The 16,001-nt window shown below is 55.0% G+C and carries 12 protein-coding genes; 3 read left to right on the top strand and 9 right to left on the bottom strand.

The features are described 5' to 3' along the window. The first annotated feature begins 4 nt into the window (after nucleotides 1-4). Entirely contained in the window at nucleotides 5-1,321 is a 1,317-nt protein-coding gene (locus tag J2I46_RS16170; protein ID WP_207330071.1) for a gluconate:H+ symporter, read from the top strand. 114 nt (nucleotides 1,322-1,435) lie between these two features. On the opposite strand, the gene J2I46_RS16165 is transcribed toward J2I46_RS16170, so the two are convergent. From J2I46_RS16165 to rpiB, 3 genes are all read right to left on the bottom strand, one after another. Continuing rightward, nucleotides 1,436-2,038, bottom strand: coding sequence for a DedA family protein (locus J2I46_RS16165; protein WP_207330070.1), 603 nt, complete (start codon nucleotides 2,036-2,038; stop codon nucleotides 1,436-1,438). 119 nt (nucleotides 2,039-2,157) lie between these two features. Further along, nucleotides 2,158-3,939: an acyl-CoA dehydrogenase gene (locus tag J2I46_RS16160; protein WP_207330069.1), complete on the bottom strand. Its 1,782-nt coding sequence runs from the start codon at nucleotides 3,937-3,939 to the stop codon at nucleotides 2,158-2,160. 102 nt (nucleotides 3,940-4,041) lie between these two features. Continuing rightward, complete coding sequence (rpiB, locus tag J2I46_RS16155; RefSeq protein WP_207330068.1) at nucleotides 4,042-4,470, bottom strand: ribose 5-phosphate isomerase B; 429 nt, start codon at nucleotides 4,468-4,470, stop codon at nucleotides 4,042-4,044. A 260-nt stretch (nucleotides 4,471-4,730) separates the two neighbouring features. Between rpiB and J2I46_RS16150 the strand changes: the two genes are divergently transcribed. Together J2I46_RS16150 and J2I46_RS16145 are read left to right on the top strand one after the other, a co-directional pair. Beyond that, nucleotides 4,731-6,050 (top strand): hypothetical protein, encoded by a 1,320-nt coding sequence (locus J2I46_RS16150; RefSeq protein ID WP_207330067.1) that lies wholly within the window; start codon nucleotides 4,731-4,733, stop codon nucleotides 6,048-6,050. Beyond that, a complete protein-coding gene (locus J2I46_RS16145) occupies nucleotides 6,047-8,191 on the top strand; it encodes a caspase family protein (RefSeq protein WP_207330066.1) in 2,145 nt (714 codons plus the stop codon). Before J2I46_RS16150 ends, J2I46_RS16145 begins: the two co-directional genes overlap by 4 nt. Before the next feature lie 6 nt (nucleotides 8,192-8,197). On the opposite strand, the gene J2I46_RS16140 is transcribed toward J2I46_RS16145, so the two are convergent. The 6 genes from J2I46_RS16140 to J2I46_RS16115 all read right to left on the bottom strand — a co-directional run bounded on the left by J2I46_RS16140 (nucleotide 8,198) and on the right by J2I46_RS16115 (nucleotide 15,942). Beyond that, nucleotides 8,198-9,391, bottom strand: a complete 1,194-nt coding sequence (locus tag J2I46_RS16140) for a hypothetical protein (protein WP_207330065.1) — start codon at nucleotides 9,389-9,391, stop codon at nucleotides 8,198-8,200. Continuing rightward, nucleotides 9,391-9,843 carry a hypothetical protein gene (locus tag J2I46_RS16135; RefSeq protein ID WP_207330064.1) on the bottom strand — a complete coding sequence of 151 codons (453 nt, stop codon included), beginning with the start codon at nucleotides 9,841-9,843 and terminating at the stop codon, nucleotides 9,391-9,393. The genes J2I46_RS16140 and J2I46_RS16135 overlap by 1 nt, the downstream gene beginning before the upstream one ends. 99 nt (nucleotides 9,844-9,942) lie before the next feature. After that, nucleotides 9,943-10,518 (bottom strand): hypothetical protein, encoded by a 576-nt coding sequence (locus J2I46_RS16130; protein ID WP_207330063.1) that lies wholly within the window; start codon nucleotides 10,516-10,518, stop codon nucleotides 9,943-9,945. Next, nucleotides 10,515-11,153, bottom strand: coding sequence for an RNA polymerase sigma factor (locus tag J2I46_RS16125; RefSeq protein ID WP_207330062.1), 639 nt, complete (start codon nucleotides 11,151-11,153; stop codon nucleotides 10,515-10,517). The genes J2I46_RS16130 and J2I46_RS16125 overlap by 4 nt, the downstream gene beginning before the upstream one ends. Before the next feature lie 222 nt (nucleotides 11,154-11,375). Beyond that, the gene (locus J2I46_RS16120; RefSeq protein WP_207330061.1) at nucleotides 11,376-12,692 is read right to left on the bottom strand and encodes a RagB/SusD family nutrient uptake outer membrane protein; all 1,317 of its coding nucleotides are present in this window, start codon (nucleotides 12,690-12,692) and stop codon (nucleotides 11,376-11,378) included. Between the two features lie 55 nt (nucleotides 12,693-12,747). Further along, nucleotides 12,748-15,942, bottom strand: coding sequence for a SusC/RagA family TonB-linked outer membrane protein (locus J2I46_RS16115; RefSeq protein ID WP_207330060.1), 3,195 nt, complete (start codon nucleotides 15,940-15,942; stop codon nucleotides 12,748-12,750). Between the last annotated feature and the right edge of the window lie 59 nt (nucleotides 15,943-16,001).

The following is a 16,001-nucleotide window of genomic DNA, read 5'->3' as shown; positions in this document are numbered from 1 at the left end:
CGCCATGTCGCTACTCGTTACCATTCTGAGTATTATCCTGCTTGTGTTGCTGATCTCATACGTTCGGTTACACGCTTTTCTGGCTTTTTTGCTGGTTTCGCTGGGGGTGGGGCTGGTATTGGGTATGTCGCCGGTTGAGCTGGTCGAGTCAATTCAAAAGGGAATTGGAAGTACACTTGGCTCCATCCTGGGCATTATTGCCTTGGGGGCTATGCTCGGGAAACTGGTGGCGCAAAGCGGTGCTGCACAGCGGATTGCGGCAAGTATGATTGGGTTGGCCGGAACCGGCCGTATTCGATGGGCGTTTATGCTGACGGGCTTTTTGGTGGGGCTGCCGCTGTTTTACTCGGTGGGTTTTCTGCTGCTGGCTCCGCTGGTGATTACGGTGGCGCAGCGGTACAGGCTTCCGGCGGTGTATGTGGGTATTCCGATGCTGGCGTCACTGTCGGTCACGCAGGGCTACCTGCCGCCGCACCCGGCTCCGCTGGCAATTTTAAAGCAGTTCAACGCCGATATGGGCCTGACGCTGTTCTATGGGATACTGGTTGCCATTCCGGCCATTCTGGTATCGGGTATTTTGTTCGGGTCAACGCTGAAACGCTACTCTACGCTACCGAATCAGGCCCTGATTGCGCCGGCACTCACCAACGAGCAGATGCCATCAACGACGGTAAGCTTCCTGACGGTGTTGCTGCCCATTTTCCTGATCAGTCTGGGTACGTTGCTCAACCCGTTTCTGATCGATGGGTCATTCACCAAACAGGCACTACTCTTCCTGAGCGAGCCCGTAGTGAGCATGCTGGTTTCTGTGTTAGTGGCCATGTATACGCTTGGCGTTCAGCGGGGTAAGTCGCTGGTTGCCGTAACCGACTTGCTGGTCGATTCGGTGAAGGAAGTGGCTATGCTCTTTCTGATTTTCGGCGGTGCCGGTGCGCTGAAACAGGTATTGACCGATGTAGGTGTGAGCCAGTCGATTGCCGATATCATGCAGGGTTCGTCGTTGCATCCATACGTCATTGGGTGGGGTATTGCTGCCATTATCCGGGTTTGTGTAGGTTCGTCAACGGTGTCGGGCATTACCACAGCGGGGATTATGCTGCCCCTGTTGAAATCGACAGGCGTGGAGCCTAATTTGATGGTACTGAGCATCGGTGCAGGCAGTATGATGTTTTCGCACGTCAACGACACGGGCTTCTGGCTGTTCCGCGAATACTTTCAACTCTCGATGGCCGACACGCTCAAAACCTGGTCGGTGATGGAAACGCTGGTATCGGTCTGCGGCTTGGCCGGGGTCATGGTGCTGAGCCTGTTTGTAAGGTAGAAAAATAGTGGATTTTAGCTTCCGGACGCGAAGTGCTGGCGCAAGCGCATTCAGGCAAAGAGCGCCCCGATCAGGAGCCAAGCCGACATCCGCAATTCCGAGTTCGATCGCTCTTTATCCCTGATTGATATCAACCAGGTTCGTTGGCGTATTCACTTTCTTAATCTCGGGCTGGCGATACAGTCGGTAGAGACCCCACAACGTACCCAGCCCCAGTAAGATCAGAATGACCAGTTTGTCGTGCTGACGAATTTGAACATACACCTGCTCGGCGGCGTGGGCAACGCTATTCCCGGCCAATGCGACCACCACCGCCCAGATGATCGCGCTTAACGCGTTGATTGCCAGAAAGCGCGGGCGGGAATAGCCCGCCAACCCCAATGACGCCGGAATAACGCCCCGCAGCCCATACATGGCCCGGTAGCCAACTACCAAACCAGATCCGTAACGTTGAAGCAGCGTCTGCACGCGGAGAAACCGCTGTTGCCATTTCGGACGTTTCGCAATGAAAGTTGAGCCGTATCGATGCCCGATGTAGAAGCAAAACTGGGCGATGGTAAATGACGAAAGGGCGGCTACCGCAATGACGATTGGCAGCGAAAAATAGCCACGATGGGCCAGATAAGCGGCTACGATCAGGAATGCTTCGCTCTCAAGCATCACTCCTATAAAAAGAATCGGGTAGCCGTAGGTCAGCATTAATTCCTGAAAAGACATAGCCGGACGAGTTAAACATAACGTATATGTCTGAACAGGCTATGGCGATCAGTGTTCAGTTACCTACTCAGTGGGAGTTGACACAGCTTAGATTGAGCGATAAAACCACATCAACTTCCTCAAAACCAATCGCTATGCATTTCCAGCGTTACATGATCCGTAGATTGGAGGCGGTGGACCAGGGAAAGCGTTTTCACCAGTTCGTATTCGTAGAAATAGCGGGCAGCCATGAGCTTGCCCTGATAAAAGGCCTGATCGTCGCCCTGGGCGGTGGGCAGCGCGGCCTGCGCTATGGTTGCCTGCCGAAGCCATTGCCAGGCCAGCGTAACGATGCCAAAGAATTCGAGGTAGAGTGTGGCATCGGCCAGAAAAACGGTTGGGTCGGCGGCGAGGCCAAGCAGGTACGTTGTCACCGTTGTCAGGTGGCTGATCGCTTCGCCTAACTGGCTGGCCAGGTACGTTAGTTCCGGGTGCGTTTTGGCGTCGGCGATGGCTTTCTGCATGTCGGCAACCAGCAATTGCACGCCTTTTCCACCGTGTAACGTCACTTTCCGGCCTAACAGGTCGAGGCCGTGGATGCCCGTGGTGCCTTCGTGGATGGGGTGGATACGGGCTTCGCGGTAAAATTGTTCCACCGGAAAATCGGTGGTGTAGCCCGCCCCACCCAGCACTTGCACGGCTGCACTGGTTGTCAGGCAACCCATTTCCGACGGGTATGATTTGGCGATGGGCGTGAGCAGATCGAGTAATAGGGCCGCGTTTTGGGCCACTTCGCCATCGCCTGCATGGGCCAGATCGGCGTAGTAGCTGCATTGCAACAATAGCCCCAGCGAGCCTTCCAACACGGCTTTCTGAAACAGCAGCAGTCGGCGAACATCGGCATGGCGTATGATCGGCACTTGCGGCCGAGCTGGGTCTTTCTCGGAAATGGGGCGGCCCTGTGGCCGTTCGCGGGCGTATTCCAGCGAGGCGTAATAAGCAGCGGTGCCGATAGAGACGGCGTTCATGCCCACCCCGACCCGCGCTTCGTTCATCATCTGGAACATGTAGCGCAGGCCCTGATGCGGTTCGCCGACCAGGTACCCAATGGCCCCCGCGCCCGAGCCTACCATGAGGTGGGCGATTGGAGCACCTTTGTAACCCATTTTGTGGTAAATGCCCGCCGTCTGCACGTCGTTACCAACCAACGTGCCAGATTCGAAACGTTTCTGGGGCACCGCAAAGAGCGAAATGCCTTTTGCTCCAGCGGGGCCCCCTTTGATCTTGGCCAGCATCAGGTGCACTACGTTTTCGCAGGCGTCGTGGTCGCCCGCCGAAATATAGATTTTCTGCCCCCGAATGCGGTATTCGCCTGGTACGTCGGTGGGTTCGGCAGAGGTGGTGATATCAGACAGTGATGAACCCGCGTCTGGTTCGGTCAGGGCCATGGTTCCCTGCCAGCGACCGGCGTACATCATGGGCGTAAACCGGTCGACGAGTTCTTTTGAGCCGAATGATCGCAGCAGATTGGTCGCACCGGTGGTCAGAAACGGGAACACGCTCGACGAGTAATTGGCGGCACCAAAAATGAATGTCGCCGCGTTCATGATCGTCGCCGGCAGCTGCTGACCGCCTTCGTCGTAGGTAAACGGCGCGTTGATCCAGCCGTCATCGCCGAAACGTCTGATGATTGCCCCCAGTTGCGGATGCACCCGGATCTGCCCGTCTACCAGTTTTGGTTCGTCCCGATCCATGACCGTCAGTAACGGTCGCAGCAGCGTTTCGCTGATTTGCGCGGCGGCATCCAGAACCATATCGAACGAGGTTCGATCGTGCTCGGCGAAATAGGGCAGTTGAGTCAGCTTTTCGGCCTGCATGACTTCATACAGGTGAAAACGCAGGTCGCGGGGAGAGAAAAACATGTTTTACTGTCTTCAGTCTTCCGTCATTAGTCCTCTGTTGCTTCGCTACATCTTCATACTGGCGAAGAAGCAGAGGACTGAAGACGGAAGACTGAGGACTCTTTAGATATCGAGTTTCGCAATCCTTGCCAGATGGCGGCCGCCTTCGAAGGGGGTTTCGAGGAATATATCGACGATGCGGAGGGCGAGGTCTTCAGAAATCTGGCGGGCACCCATCGAGAGTACGTTGGCGTCGTTATGCTGGCGCGTGAGGCGGGCGGTTTCTTCGCTCCAGCACAGGCCGCAGCGAATGCCTTTAAGGCGGTTGGCGGTCATGGCCTCGCCATTGCCCGAACCGCCGAAAACGATAGCGCGTTCAGCTTCGCCATCCAGTACGGCCTGAGCCGCAGGACGGATAAAATCAGGATAATCGACCGGATCGGGCGAGAACGTGCCTTTGTCGATGACGGTGTGGCCAGCCTGCGTGAGGTGGTCTTTAACCAATTCTTTGTAAGTAAAACCAGCGTGGTCGGTGCCAAGTGCAATGATCATAAGACGCAACGAAGAATAGCGAACGAAAAACGTTCAAATATCGGCATCAATTTGGCAACCGCCTGTTATTTCTGACGTAGTTAATTCTGCGGGAACTTCCCGATACAAACCGCTTACTCAATTCGATTCGTGGAAAGTCAGACAATGGCTATTTTACGTGGGCTATCATTAACCCGTTAGCGTGTGTCTCCGCGCTGACGAGTAGCAAGTTACAGGTTTGGCAGTTGTTTTCTTGTGTGCTACCCTAACTCTGTTCGCCCATGCCCGTTGTTCATATTCACGGCGTTGCTACCCGAAACCCAACCGATCTGGAGCAACGCGAAGCCATGCTCCGGCGCTATATTACCGACGAGCTAAAACAGGACAATGTGCCGGGCGACGTACCTGTACGCCGCGTATTCTGGGGTGATCTGGGCGCTTCGTTTGCCTGGGATCTGCGGGCCTGCCCAACTCCACTCTGGACAATGGGCGCTAATGTAACGCCACCACCAGCCGAGCAGGCACCAATGCTGGCCGAGTTCAACACCGAACTGAAAAACCTGCCTGGGGAAGTGCCACCAGTTGTGCTCGCTGGCCCGGTTGCCACCGGTTCGAACCTGATCATAGCGGGGTCAACAACAGGCTCTGTGTCAACCGAACCACGTACCCGGCTCAAAGACCTGCTCCCCGATCAGCTTAGTGAACTGGCCGTTGCAACGGTGCTGGCCAAGGAAACCGGCAATTGGCAGGAAACGCTGGCCATTATGGCTGCCGACGACGTCGCTCGTGACAGGGATACGTTCATCGAGCTGGCCGCCCAATCCGATCTGGACGCCGAACTGGCGTTGCTGCAACAGTTAATAGAAGACCGCTACACATTCCTTGAACAGACCCGTACGGGCCTTATCCTCCAGGGGCCGGGTTGGTTAGGCGATCTGAAAGACCGGGTTAAAGAAGCGCTGACCCGGGCCGACCAGTCGCCAGGCTATGCCCTCACGCGGGTACTGAATCAGGTACGTCCCAAATTGAATCGGGGGGTGATGCTGTTCTTCGGCGATGTGTTCACGTACCTGGAAGGGCGGGGTACTCCCAAGCAGCCCGGCCCAATCATGCAACGGCTATTGGACGCATTACTGGAAGCCCGTACCCTGCAACAACACCGGGACGGCGAACCGATTGTGTTGCTCAGCCACAGTATGGGCGGACAGATCGTTTACGATGCATTGACGCATTTTCTGCCTAACATGCCCGCTTTTCAGGATGTGAAGGTCGATTTCTGGTGTGCGACGGCCTCGCAGGTAGGTGTTTTCGAGGAAATGAAGCTCTTTGCCGAAAGTAGCCCCGCCTATAGCCTGGCGTTGGGAAACAAGGTGCCGTTGCCCCCGGCGGCGCATCTGGGCCACTGGTGGAACGTCTGGGACCCTAACGATTACCTGAGCTACACCGCCAAACCAATCTTTGTCGACATCGACGACGAACCGTATAGCAGCGGGATGTCGGTAGTTCAGGCGCATGGCGGCTATCTGCAACAACCCAGCTTCTACCGGAAATTCGCCGAAAAACTGCGTGATCACCTAGCCGCTAACTGGTACAGGCCATGACACTCACTCCCAATGCCACCCAGCCCGGTTTGTGGATAAATCCTGACTGGACACCCGGTACGCCCGGTACCTTTGCGCTGCTGATCGGGGTAAGTACCTATGATCACCTGACAGGTGGAGCAGGTAAAAAAACTGAAAACAGTTACGGACTGGGGCAACTGGCCGTGTCGGCTTGGACTGCCTACGCGCTCTTTAACTGGCTCCGTACCTCGTATCAGTATGGCCCGGCCCCACTAGCTCATTGCTGGTTGCTAATGGCTCCAACTGCCGATGAAGCCACTAAAATTGCGCAGGCAGTAACCAGTGGAAATGGGCCAGATGTGTTAGCGCACAATTTATTGCCTTCGTTTGCGAACCAGGAGATAGCGATTTCATTCTGGAACGACGCGATGAGTAGGTTGCCTAAGGGAGCTGCTGCGGCAAGCCGGTCGCTGTTTTTCTTTAGTGGCCACGGCCTGGAAATTCATCTTCGCGAACAGATACTGCTGCCGGCCGATTACCTGGGCCTGCCCAATACGCATAACCGTGCCCTGAACGTGCGTAAACTAGCCGATGCCATGACCAAACTGGCCGTATGCGATCAGTTTTTCTTTGTGGATGCCTGCCGCAATACGCATCCTGATCTGGCGGTACTCAACGTGCAGGGAACCGGCTTTCTGACTATCTCCTCAACTGAACTGGTTAATTCGGCCTGTAACTCGGCTATTCTCTATGCCACGGCCACGGGTATGCCGGCTCACCAGCACAATAGCCCTGGTAATGGCTACTCACTATTTGGGCAAGCGCTGCTCGACGGCTTACAGTCGAAGGAGGGCTTTGTGCCCGAATGTATGCCAGCTCCCTGTTCGGTGCAATTGGCTCCGTTGCAGCGCTTCATCGGGCAGCGGTATAACCAGTTGCTGACAGCGTCGGGGTGGAATACGAAACAATACATCAAACTGGGTAGCGAACCGCTCGATCTATACTCGGTCGTTACACAGGTAACGTCACCTACCGTGCCAGCACCGACGCTCCCCTCTGTCAGGGAGCTGGAGCTGATCAATTTCACTAAACGACTGGATATAAGCCTGGAACGGGGAAATACGTATAGTGGCCCTTCCTACCGAATTAATCGTGAACAGTATACGCATTACGCAGACACCACAAACCCACTGACCAATGAACCTATGCCAATGGCCCCTCCGTCATACCACGAGGTTGGTAATGAGGCTGATTCAGGCTACCCAATAAGCCTTCCTGAATCAGGAGCGAGCCTACACCGCATACTGGGGCGAGAGTCGGTTACGGCATTTTGGAGCGAATCCCGACTTTATTCATTAGATACCAAAAGGTGGCTGAAGAATAAAGAATTACCACTAAGCCTGGTTGAACAGACAACCTATTCGGCGGTCTCTACCGGCTACCGGCTTACGTTCCAGCTGAATCTGCCGGGGAACCGCTACTGGCTTCAACTCAGCGACGGCGAAACAACCTATGGCATTCCTCTGCCGCCAATGACTATGTTTCAGGCTGGGAACGTACCCAGCTACCGGCTCGATTTTACTGTCACTGCCGACGGGCATGTTCCTGATCTGCAGGCCAATCTGGCGCACGGGAGTGGAGGAAGCCTTTCCCGAATAGCCGATCTATGGGAGAAATACCAGACTGTCGACGTATCATCGGCGGCCGATATGGTCGATATGGACTTCTTACACGGCGCGCTCCAGCAAAAAATGGCTTCACCCTTCGCCGCGTTAGTGGGGGCAACGGTGCTGTTGCAAGCCCGACGCTACGACCTGGCCGAAGGTGATTGGCTACGAAACCTGGCCAACTGGTTTCCTGAACTGCCCGACGGTTTGGTAGTACGCAATCAATGGCTGGCGCAGACCAGTGCTTCAGATTCAAGGGATGAGCAGATTGCCAATGTGTTGCTGCTGCACGGCCGGGGAATACCCTACACCGGCGAGGCATTCAGTCTGGCTGTATTGCAGCTCGACCGCCTACTCGAATCAGACGTACCTGATGCCCGCCAGCAGAGGGCACTTAAACGAGTGCACGGGCAACTGCGCGAGGCCCTGCGGTATTTTCGGCCGGGTGGGTTATTGGCTGTTTATGCAGGCAAACCTGGTTCGTTTACCCCGGCAACGCTGGGATACGTCTGATGTGGGTCAGGCAGGGGCGTCTGACCCATCGTTGCGGAGTTGTCGAATCTGGTCGGCTTCCCAGGCGGCATAGCCGGTAGGGTTGGTCAGCAACTGGTTCCAGGCTACATTGAGCAGATGAGAAACCGGCACGTTGATAGCGGCTTTTTTTAGCTGGTCGTGGTAACCATGAAGCCCAATTTCATGGCAACATTCGTTATAAACAAAGTCGGCCAGAGCGTCAATGAGTGCGTTGGGTGCAATAGCGGTATAATCGGCAGGTTCTACATTGAGGCTCAATAGCTTGTGCTTCTCCCATGCTTTTTTCAGAGGCATCAGGTCGTTTTCGGGCCAACCACACCGGTCGAGCATCGTCAGAATAGCCCGCATGCGCGATTCATTCGGTGGGTGGGTGATCTGGCTGGTGTAGATATGCCGCGAATTATCGTCTGGAATGATTGATGACAGGCGAAAGTTGCTCCAGGCATAGGCCTGGCCGGTCAGGTACGTAGCAATCAGGTCGCATGAAAACTCCATAAGCCAGTGTTCCAGCCAGTGCGCCCGCCGGTCGGTCCATTGGGTAACTGCTTCAGGGGTGGTTGCATTGGCAATGTAGGGCGCAAAATGATCGTTTACCAGGCGGGTCATCTGCCCGTCACCCAGCAGGAAACGTTCGTGCCTTTCAAAGATGAAGTGCCCGATTTCGTGATACAGATCGGGCCAGTTCAGCAGGTGGTGTTCTTCTTCGATGGGAGCCCCAATCACTCCCTGCGGGCAGTAAGCCCAGTAATAATCGTGCGCGTTACTGATAAACGATACTACTGGCAGGGGCTTGGTCAGGTTTATTTCGTCGTAAATACGAGCCAGGAACCGGCTAAATTCGGCTTCGGCTTCTCCATAGCGCCGGATAACGGTATAATTGAACTCGGCCTTCTCCAGCGCCTCGCTGAACTTGGTGTAATCAACCACCTGCCCAACGTTATAATCGTCGTAGAGCCGTTCGGCATCAGCAGGCGAAATGCTGGTTAGGTCGTTGAAAAGCTGAAGGTGATCGTTCAGTATTTTGTCTAGTTTCTCGCTTAGAAAATCAAGTTTCATACAGGTGTCTTCCACAAAGACAACGGGGAGAGTGGGTAACCGCGCCAGCCGACTTAATTCGTCGCGCATGCGCATGGCCCGCCCCCGTTGGTCCCAAAATAACCCGTTGAGAAACTGTCTCATCAGCTGCCGTATTGTCTAAGTTTTCGAAAAATCTGTTTGCGGCTATTGTTTAATGTAAGGACCAGGTCGTCTAAGGCCGCTTTACCGGAGTCATCGACAGGTTGGTCTGATTGCAGCGTATCACGCAGTTGTTCAAATCGTTCGCGGGCATTGGGGTTATTATCCAGCCGGGTTCGGTAATCATCGAGCAGATTGTCGGGTAGGTGAACGTGTGATTCATCGCCAGTTGGCTCGTCGATGTTCTCGTCGATCAATGCGCTAACCAGGTCGGCAACGGTAGTTCGGGCCTGGTTAATCTGCTGTTCAGATAGATAAAAGCTTGGACGGGTCGACAGTTGCGGGTACTGATGCACGTGCTTTTCTTTGATAATAATATTGACCGATTCATTGATTAGGTCAGTTGCAGACGCCAGTTGTTCATACTGGTTGGCCCAGGTTGATGATTGTTGCATGGCAAGAAAGGGAAACGCCATCGCCGAACGTATACTGCGGCCCAGAAGGCGCCGGTTGATACGTTCTGCAACGGAGAGATGAGAGGTCTAGGAAGATGGTTAAGTAGTAGATTCGCTAGCCAACACATCGCCAAGCCGATTCAGGTACAGTTGTAAGGCTTCATCGCTCTCAAAAAGGAAATGCCGACCCGTTGAGGTTGTAGTTGAGGCGGGCCGGTCTGGATGCGAGAGCCGACCCATTTGTGCGTAACTGAAGGTAGAGGGGCCAGCCTGCCAGTTGTACTGGTCGGCTGTTTTCTGAAGCGCAGCAAACGCCTGCTCGGTCGAGAGTCGTAAAAAATGGATCAATCGTTTCATCCGCATGACCGGCACCGACGTGGGGTGAATGGCGTCGTTGCACAGGTCGTTCAGCGTTTCGGCCGAAAAACCAGTCTGTTCCTGTTGCCAGATTACGTCTTTCGCCTGGGTTTGCTGCTGGAGTAACTGCCCGAGCGAAGGGGTAGTAAGTCGAATCTGAAGGCGGTCGAGGGTGCGTTGTCTGACCGTATCGGGCAGGTTAACAGCGGGTTCGGTGTCCAGCAGATAAGCTGTTGCGGGCGTGTCGGCCTGATGGTCGGGTTGGTTGACCCAGACCTGCCGGAGCGCAAAAGCCAGTGATTCATTGTGCATTTTCATAGTTGTGTTTGCTTAGCATGTTCTGAAAACCATTTAATAACGCGCTGCTTGGCCCGGAAACAGCGCACATTCAAATGCTGTGGGTTTAGCCCCAGTTTTCCGCCAATGTCGGAATACGAAAAGCCTTGCGCCCAAAGCAATAATAAGGACCTGTCCTCGGGCGGAAGGGTGGCCAGCGCTTCGTCCATCTGTGCAAGTCGTTTATGGTCATCCGACGAATCGTCTGACTCGAACCAGATGTCGAGCGGTTCTGTGCGTTCATCGCCTTCGTCAGCGTCGTCACTGTTGACCGGCTCAAGCTGATCGATGGGAATGTATCGCTGCGCCTCACGGTTCCGTTGCCGGTGCGCTTCGCGTAGCTTGTTGATAAATATCCCAAAAACGAACGCATCGAACTGTGGTTGTGCTTCGAACGAAAGCGTACTGGCCGACGGAATCGTTGGGTCGGTCCGACGCAACAACACATCGAATGTTTGGTAAATCAGTTCAGAGGATTCCTCTGCTGAAAATTGCCATTGCCGTTGTGCATACCCGACCATCTTTCCCCCGTATTGCTCCAGCAACGCGGCCAATACGCTGGTATCGCGCTGACGAAGTTTTTTCAGGATTTCGTCGTATGGTAGCAGGGGTTTCATAACAAGTTGGCGCGACTGTTCGTGAGGTAGTTAGGTGAACTATACGACCCTATCTATACTATATGCAGGGAAGGGGCCCGGCATTACCGGCTTATGTGAAAAAATAGTAAAAAAAGCCCTGGCGCGTTAAAATCGCCTACAAAAAAGCGTTCTGCCACTTTGCCTGAAGCTACCGGAGCTTTAGGCAAAGTGGCAGAACGCATACATGTAACCTCTAAAAACCTACAGCGCCGGGTCGGCTGGGGTGCTGGTGTTGTTGTCGCGTTCGGTGCGCGGGTACGGGAAATAATTCCGGTTTCGTTCGGCACCCGTAGCACCCGCCGCAGGTCGGCCAAACCGTCGGCTATCTTCGAGCCGGAAACCCTGAAAAGCCAGTTCCACGAGGCGATTCTTATAAATATCCAGTAGAATATCCGCTGCGGTGTTCGCGCCTGAATAAGCCGGTAACGCCGCGCCCAATCCAAACACATCGGCGGTAGCAACTTTGGTACGTACCCGGTTCAACTGCGTCACGGCGTTGGTCAGGTCGTTTTTGCGTGCATAGGCTTCGGCCTGAATCAGGATCATTTCACCAGGTACGTAGACCGGAATGGCCGCGCTGTTGGCGGTATAATACGCCGTGGCCACCACCGGCGTTACGGCCGTGTTGCTGCTCGTTTTGGTCAGGAAGGTAAGGCGTTTGTCGGCCGGGTCGGGAGCTAACGTACCTGTGAGGCCGAGGTTCGCGTTGGTGGGCTGAAACACGTTCAGGTTGCCAAAGGTGTAATCGAATAACGGGTTGCGGGTGTTATCGTCGAAGTTAAAGACCGACTTGCTGCTGAGGTTGACTTTGGCCGCTGCAGCCAGGGCTTTGTCGTAGTCACCAGCAAACAGCGCATAGCGGGCAATTAACGCCTGAATGGTATTCGGGATATCGATGCCCGGCACCACCTTGCCCGTGAAGTTGGCCGACACGGGCGTGGTTGTTACCTGCGTAGCGGCTGTTTCCAGCGTTTTGATGGCCTCCTGCAACACCTGTGCCCGAGCCACAAAGGGGGCATTGGTGCCCGTCGTGATGGGTGACTGCTCGAAGAATTGAGCTAACGTACCCAGCGAGAGCGCCCGAAAAATCGACGCATACCCAACGATACCGCTCTTGGTGCCGGGGTCGTTGTCGACCACCGTTGTATTGGCCAGGATCAGTTCAGCGTTGGCCCTGACCAGGTGCGATTGCGTCCAGAGGTTCCGTACTACCGCATTGCCGTTGTTCACGGTGCCACCGCCCGTAGCCAGGTTAGCCTCTTCGATGTTCCCGACGTTCAACACGCTCAGCTCGCGGGTGGTTAGCCCACCGCCAGCGGTTGCATTATACAGAACACTCAGGGCACCGCCGGTTGTATAGCGGTATTGAAGCCCGTTGGACAGTGTGATCAACCCATCGGCTGAGCTAACCGCCTGCGACTGGCTGATCGAACTGGGGTTCAGGTATTCAGGCGATTTACAGCTTGTCTGCGACAGCGCCACCGCCAGTATGGTGGGAAGGATGATGTATCGTTTCATGATTTAAGGAGTTTACTGTTTACTGTAAACGGCAAACGGTAAACTGTAAACATTTTTAGAATGATGCCGTCAGTTTGAGTTGGTAGGTACGTGGGATAGGTACGTTGCCGAAGTCGACGCCGCGGATCAGATCGTTGTTACCACCCGCGTTCGTTTCAGGATCGAAGCCCGTGTATTTATCCCACGAATACAGGTTACGGCCAATCAAGGCGAGGTTCAATGAGCGAATTGCTTTGGTGAACGTAGGCAGTGAATAGCTCAGCGACAGTTCGCGCAGCTTGGTGTAGGAGCCATCATCTACCCGGAATTCCTGGGTGTTGTAGATACCGAAGATATAGCCGCGTGGCAACGTACCCCGCAACTCCTGCTCGGCATAGTCGCCCAGGCCAACGCCCTGCCGGGTACGTTTGTCGGCGTTGAATACATTCAGGCCCTGAACGGCGTCGAGCAACACGTGCAGCGTCAGCTTTTTATAGCTCAGGTTGGTGCTGAATGAGCCTGTCCATTTCGGGTTCGGATTGCCGATAATCAGGTTGGCCAAAGGCTTTGTTACGTCGAACGAGCCATCTGTGTTACGCGCCGGAGTAAAGTCGACTGAGCCGGTAGCCTGCTGCGATGCCCGCTCCGACTGCGGGAAGCCGGACGAGGTCAAAATGAGTGAACCGTCTGTGTTGCGCGCATAACCCGTACCGAAGAAGACGCCCACGGGCTGATTCAACAGCAGCCGTACGGGGGCGCCCGATGTGCCTTCAGCACCTACGTCGACCACGGTCAGGCCGCCGAGGTCGGTGACTTTGTTACGGTTCTGGTTGTAGAGGATGGTGAAATCCCAGTTGAAATCTTTGGTTTTGATCGGATTCACATCCAGCATGATCTCGAAGCCAGTATTCTGCATGGCCCCTACGTTGTTCACGATGCTGGTACCGCCCGTTGAGGGAGCCAGCGTGCGGTTCACGATCAGGTTGCTGATCTTCTGCTGGTAAGCCGTAACACCCAGATTGATCTTTCCGCCCAGAAGGCCCACGTCGATACCACCTTCCAGTTCAGCCATGCGTTCGGGCTGCACTTCGGGGTTGGCGAGTTGGGTGCCGGGCGTAACGGTATTCTTTCCGAGGAACCCAACCGGGTTGAACTGGTAGAAACGCGCGTAGGAGCCAATGCCCGACAGGTTACCGGCTTCGCCATAGCTGGCCCGAAGTTTCACGCTGTTCACCGACTTGCCAATGCCCGCACTCTTCCAGAAATCCAGGTCCGACACAATCAGCGAGCCGCTCACTTTTGGGTAAAACTGGTTGGTCTGCGTGGGTGAGAACTTGCTCGACTGGTCGCGACGGATAGCGCCGGTGATGAACGCCAGATTCTTGTAGCCAAGCGTTGCCTGCCCGAACAAGCCACTCAGCGCGTAACGGTCCAGGCCGTAGTTCAGGCTGTAGGTCGTGTTGCTGGCACCGCTAACCGTTTCGATGAAAGGCGACAGGTTCTGACCACTTTGAGCCGTGTAGTCCGACTGGTAGTATTGGTAGCTGTACCCGGCAACGGCGTTCAGCTTGATGTTTTCACCGAAGAATGTCTGGTACGATACATTGAGGTCGTTGTTGAACTGCATGACCTGATTCGTGGCGTTAGCAGCGAAACCCTGCGGATAGCGAGCAGCGGGCAAACCCGCCACCGCCTGATAGGGATACGGCCGGATGTAGTTCTTACCAAATTGCGAGTAGGCATCAACCCCGGCAATATAGTCGACAGCAAGGCCTTTGAACGGGGTCAGATTCAGCTGGAAACTGCCGATGGTGCGGCTCACCTGCTGCGAAAACTTCATGTCTTCGATCGTCGACAGGGGGTTGACGCGGGTAGGTTCAACAGCCAGCAGGTTACCGGCGGCGTCGCGCTGGGTGATGTCGTAGATGTTGTTGGTGATGTTCACCGCGTTGATGGGGCTGTAGAACACGTTGCCGTTTGCTTTCTCGTTCGAAAGGCTATTGGCGTAGCTGAGGCCCACGGTCACTTTGGCCCAGTTGGTCAGGCGCTGATCGACGCGGGCGCGCAGGCTGTAGCGTGAGAAATCGGTGCCTTTGATGATGCCCTGGTTCTGCAAATACCCCAGCGACACGTAGTACTGTGTGTTATCGGTACCGCCGTTAACCGAAATGTTGTTATCGGTGCCCGTTCCCGTCCGGAAAATCTGGTCGAAATAGTTGTAGCGCGTTACGTCGACCAGGTTGGTGGCCAGCGGGGTGAGCGTGCCGTCGCGGAAGATGTTGGTCGTAGTGGTGCCGGGGTTAGCGGCTATCTGTGCGGCCGAAATGCCGCCGATAGTGTAGAGGCGAAGACCCGCAAAACCAAATTGCTTGCCGTAGGTGTTTACCGGCACCATCTTGCGCAACTCATTGACGTTGAACGACGTGGAGAAACTCACCTGTGGTTTGCCGCTCGCGCCACGTTTGGTGGTGATGATCACCACGCCATTGGCGGCCCGCGAACCGTACTGAGCAGCGGCGGCGGCCCCGTTGATCACGTTCAGTGTAGCAATATCGTCGGGGTTAATGTCAGACAGGCGGTTTTGCCCTACGTTCGACGTACCCACGTCGTTGGCCAGCGCCAGCTGCGATACGTTCGTACTGGCATTGCTGACAATTACGCCATCCACAATGTACAGCGGATCAGACGAACCCGACAGTGACTTGATACCACGCAGGCGAATGGTGATGCCACCGGCCGGATCGCCCGAGTTTTGGGTGATCTGCGCGCCGGGTACTTTTCCCTGCAAGGAGTTGATCAGGTTGCCCGATCCCGACTGCACCAGGTCTGATGCCCGAACGGTGCTGATGGCATTCCCCAGTTCTCGTTTGGGGGCCGACAATGTTGAGCCGGTCACCACCACTTCATCGAGGTTCGTGGGCGCGGCTTTTACTGTGAGGTTCAGCGTGATCTGCTCGGTGGAACCGAAGGTGATGGCTTGCCGAAGGGTTTCGTAGCCAATGGCCGAAATGACCAGTGTAGCCGGGCCGGGTTTTACCGTAGCTGCCAGCGTATAATTACCCTCCGAATCTGACGACGTACCTATGGTTGTGCCGGCAATCAGTAACGTGGCGCCAGGAAGCGGCTGACCGTCATCTTCCGTGATACGGCCTTTGATGGTGTAGCGAGTGGCTGACTGAGCCAGTGCGTTGAGGCTAACCAACGTCAGGCACAGCAAACCGAACAGACCCCGTACAATTGACGGTCTGTATGTTCTGTATAGTTTGTCCATTGAATAATGAAATAAGAGGTAAGTATTGATACCAAAATACGCGTAAAGAGGCAATTGCT

This window comes from Fibrella forsythiae, from assembly GCF_017353175.1.
Classification (GTDB): Bacteria; Bacteroidota; Bacteroidia; order Cytophagales; family Spirosomataceae; genus Fibrella; species Fibrella forsythiae.
This window is presented reverse-complemented; position numbering and strand designations above follow the sequence as displayed.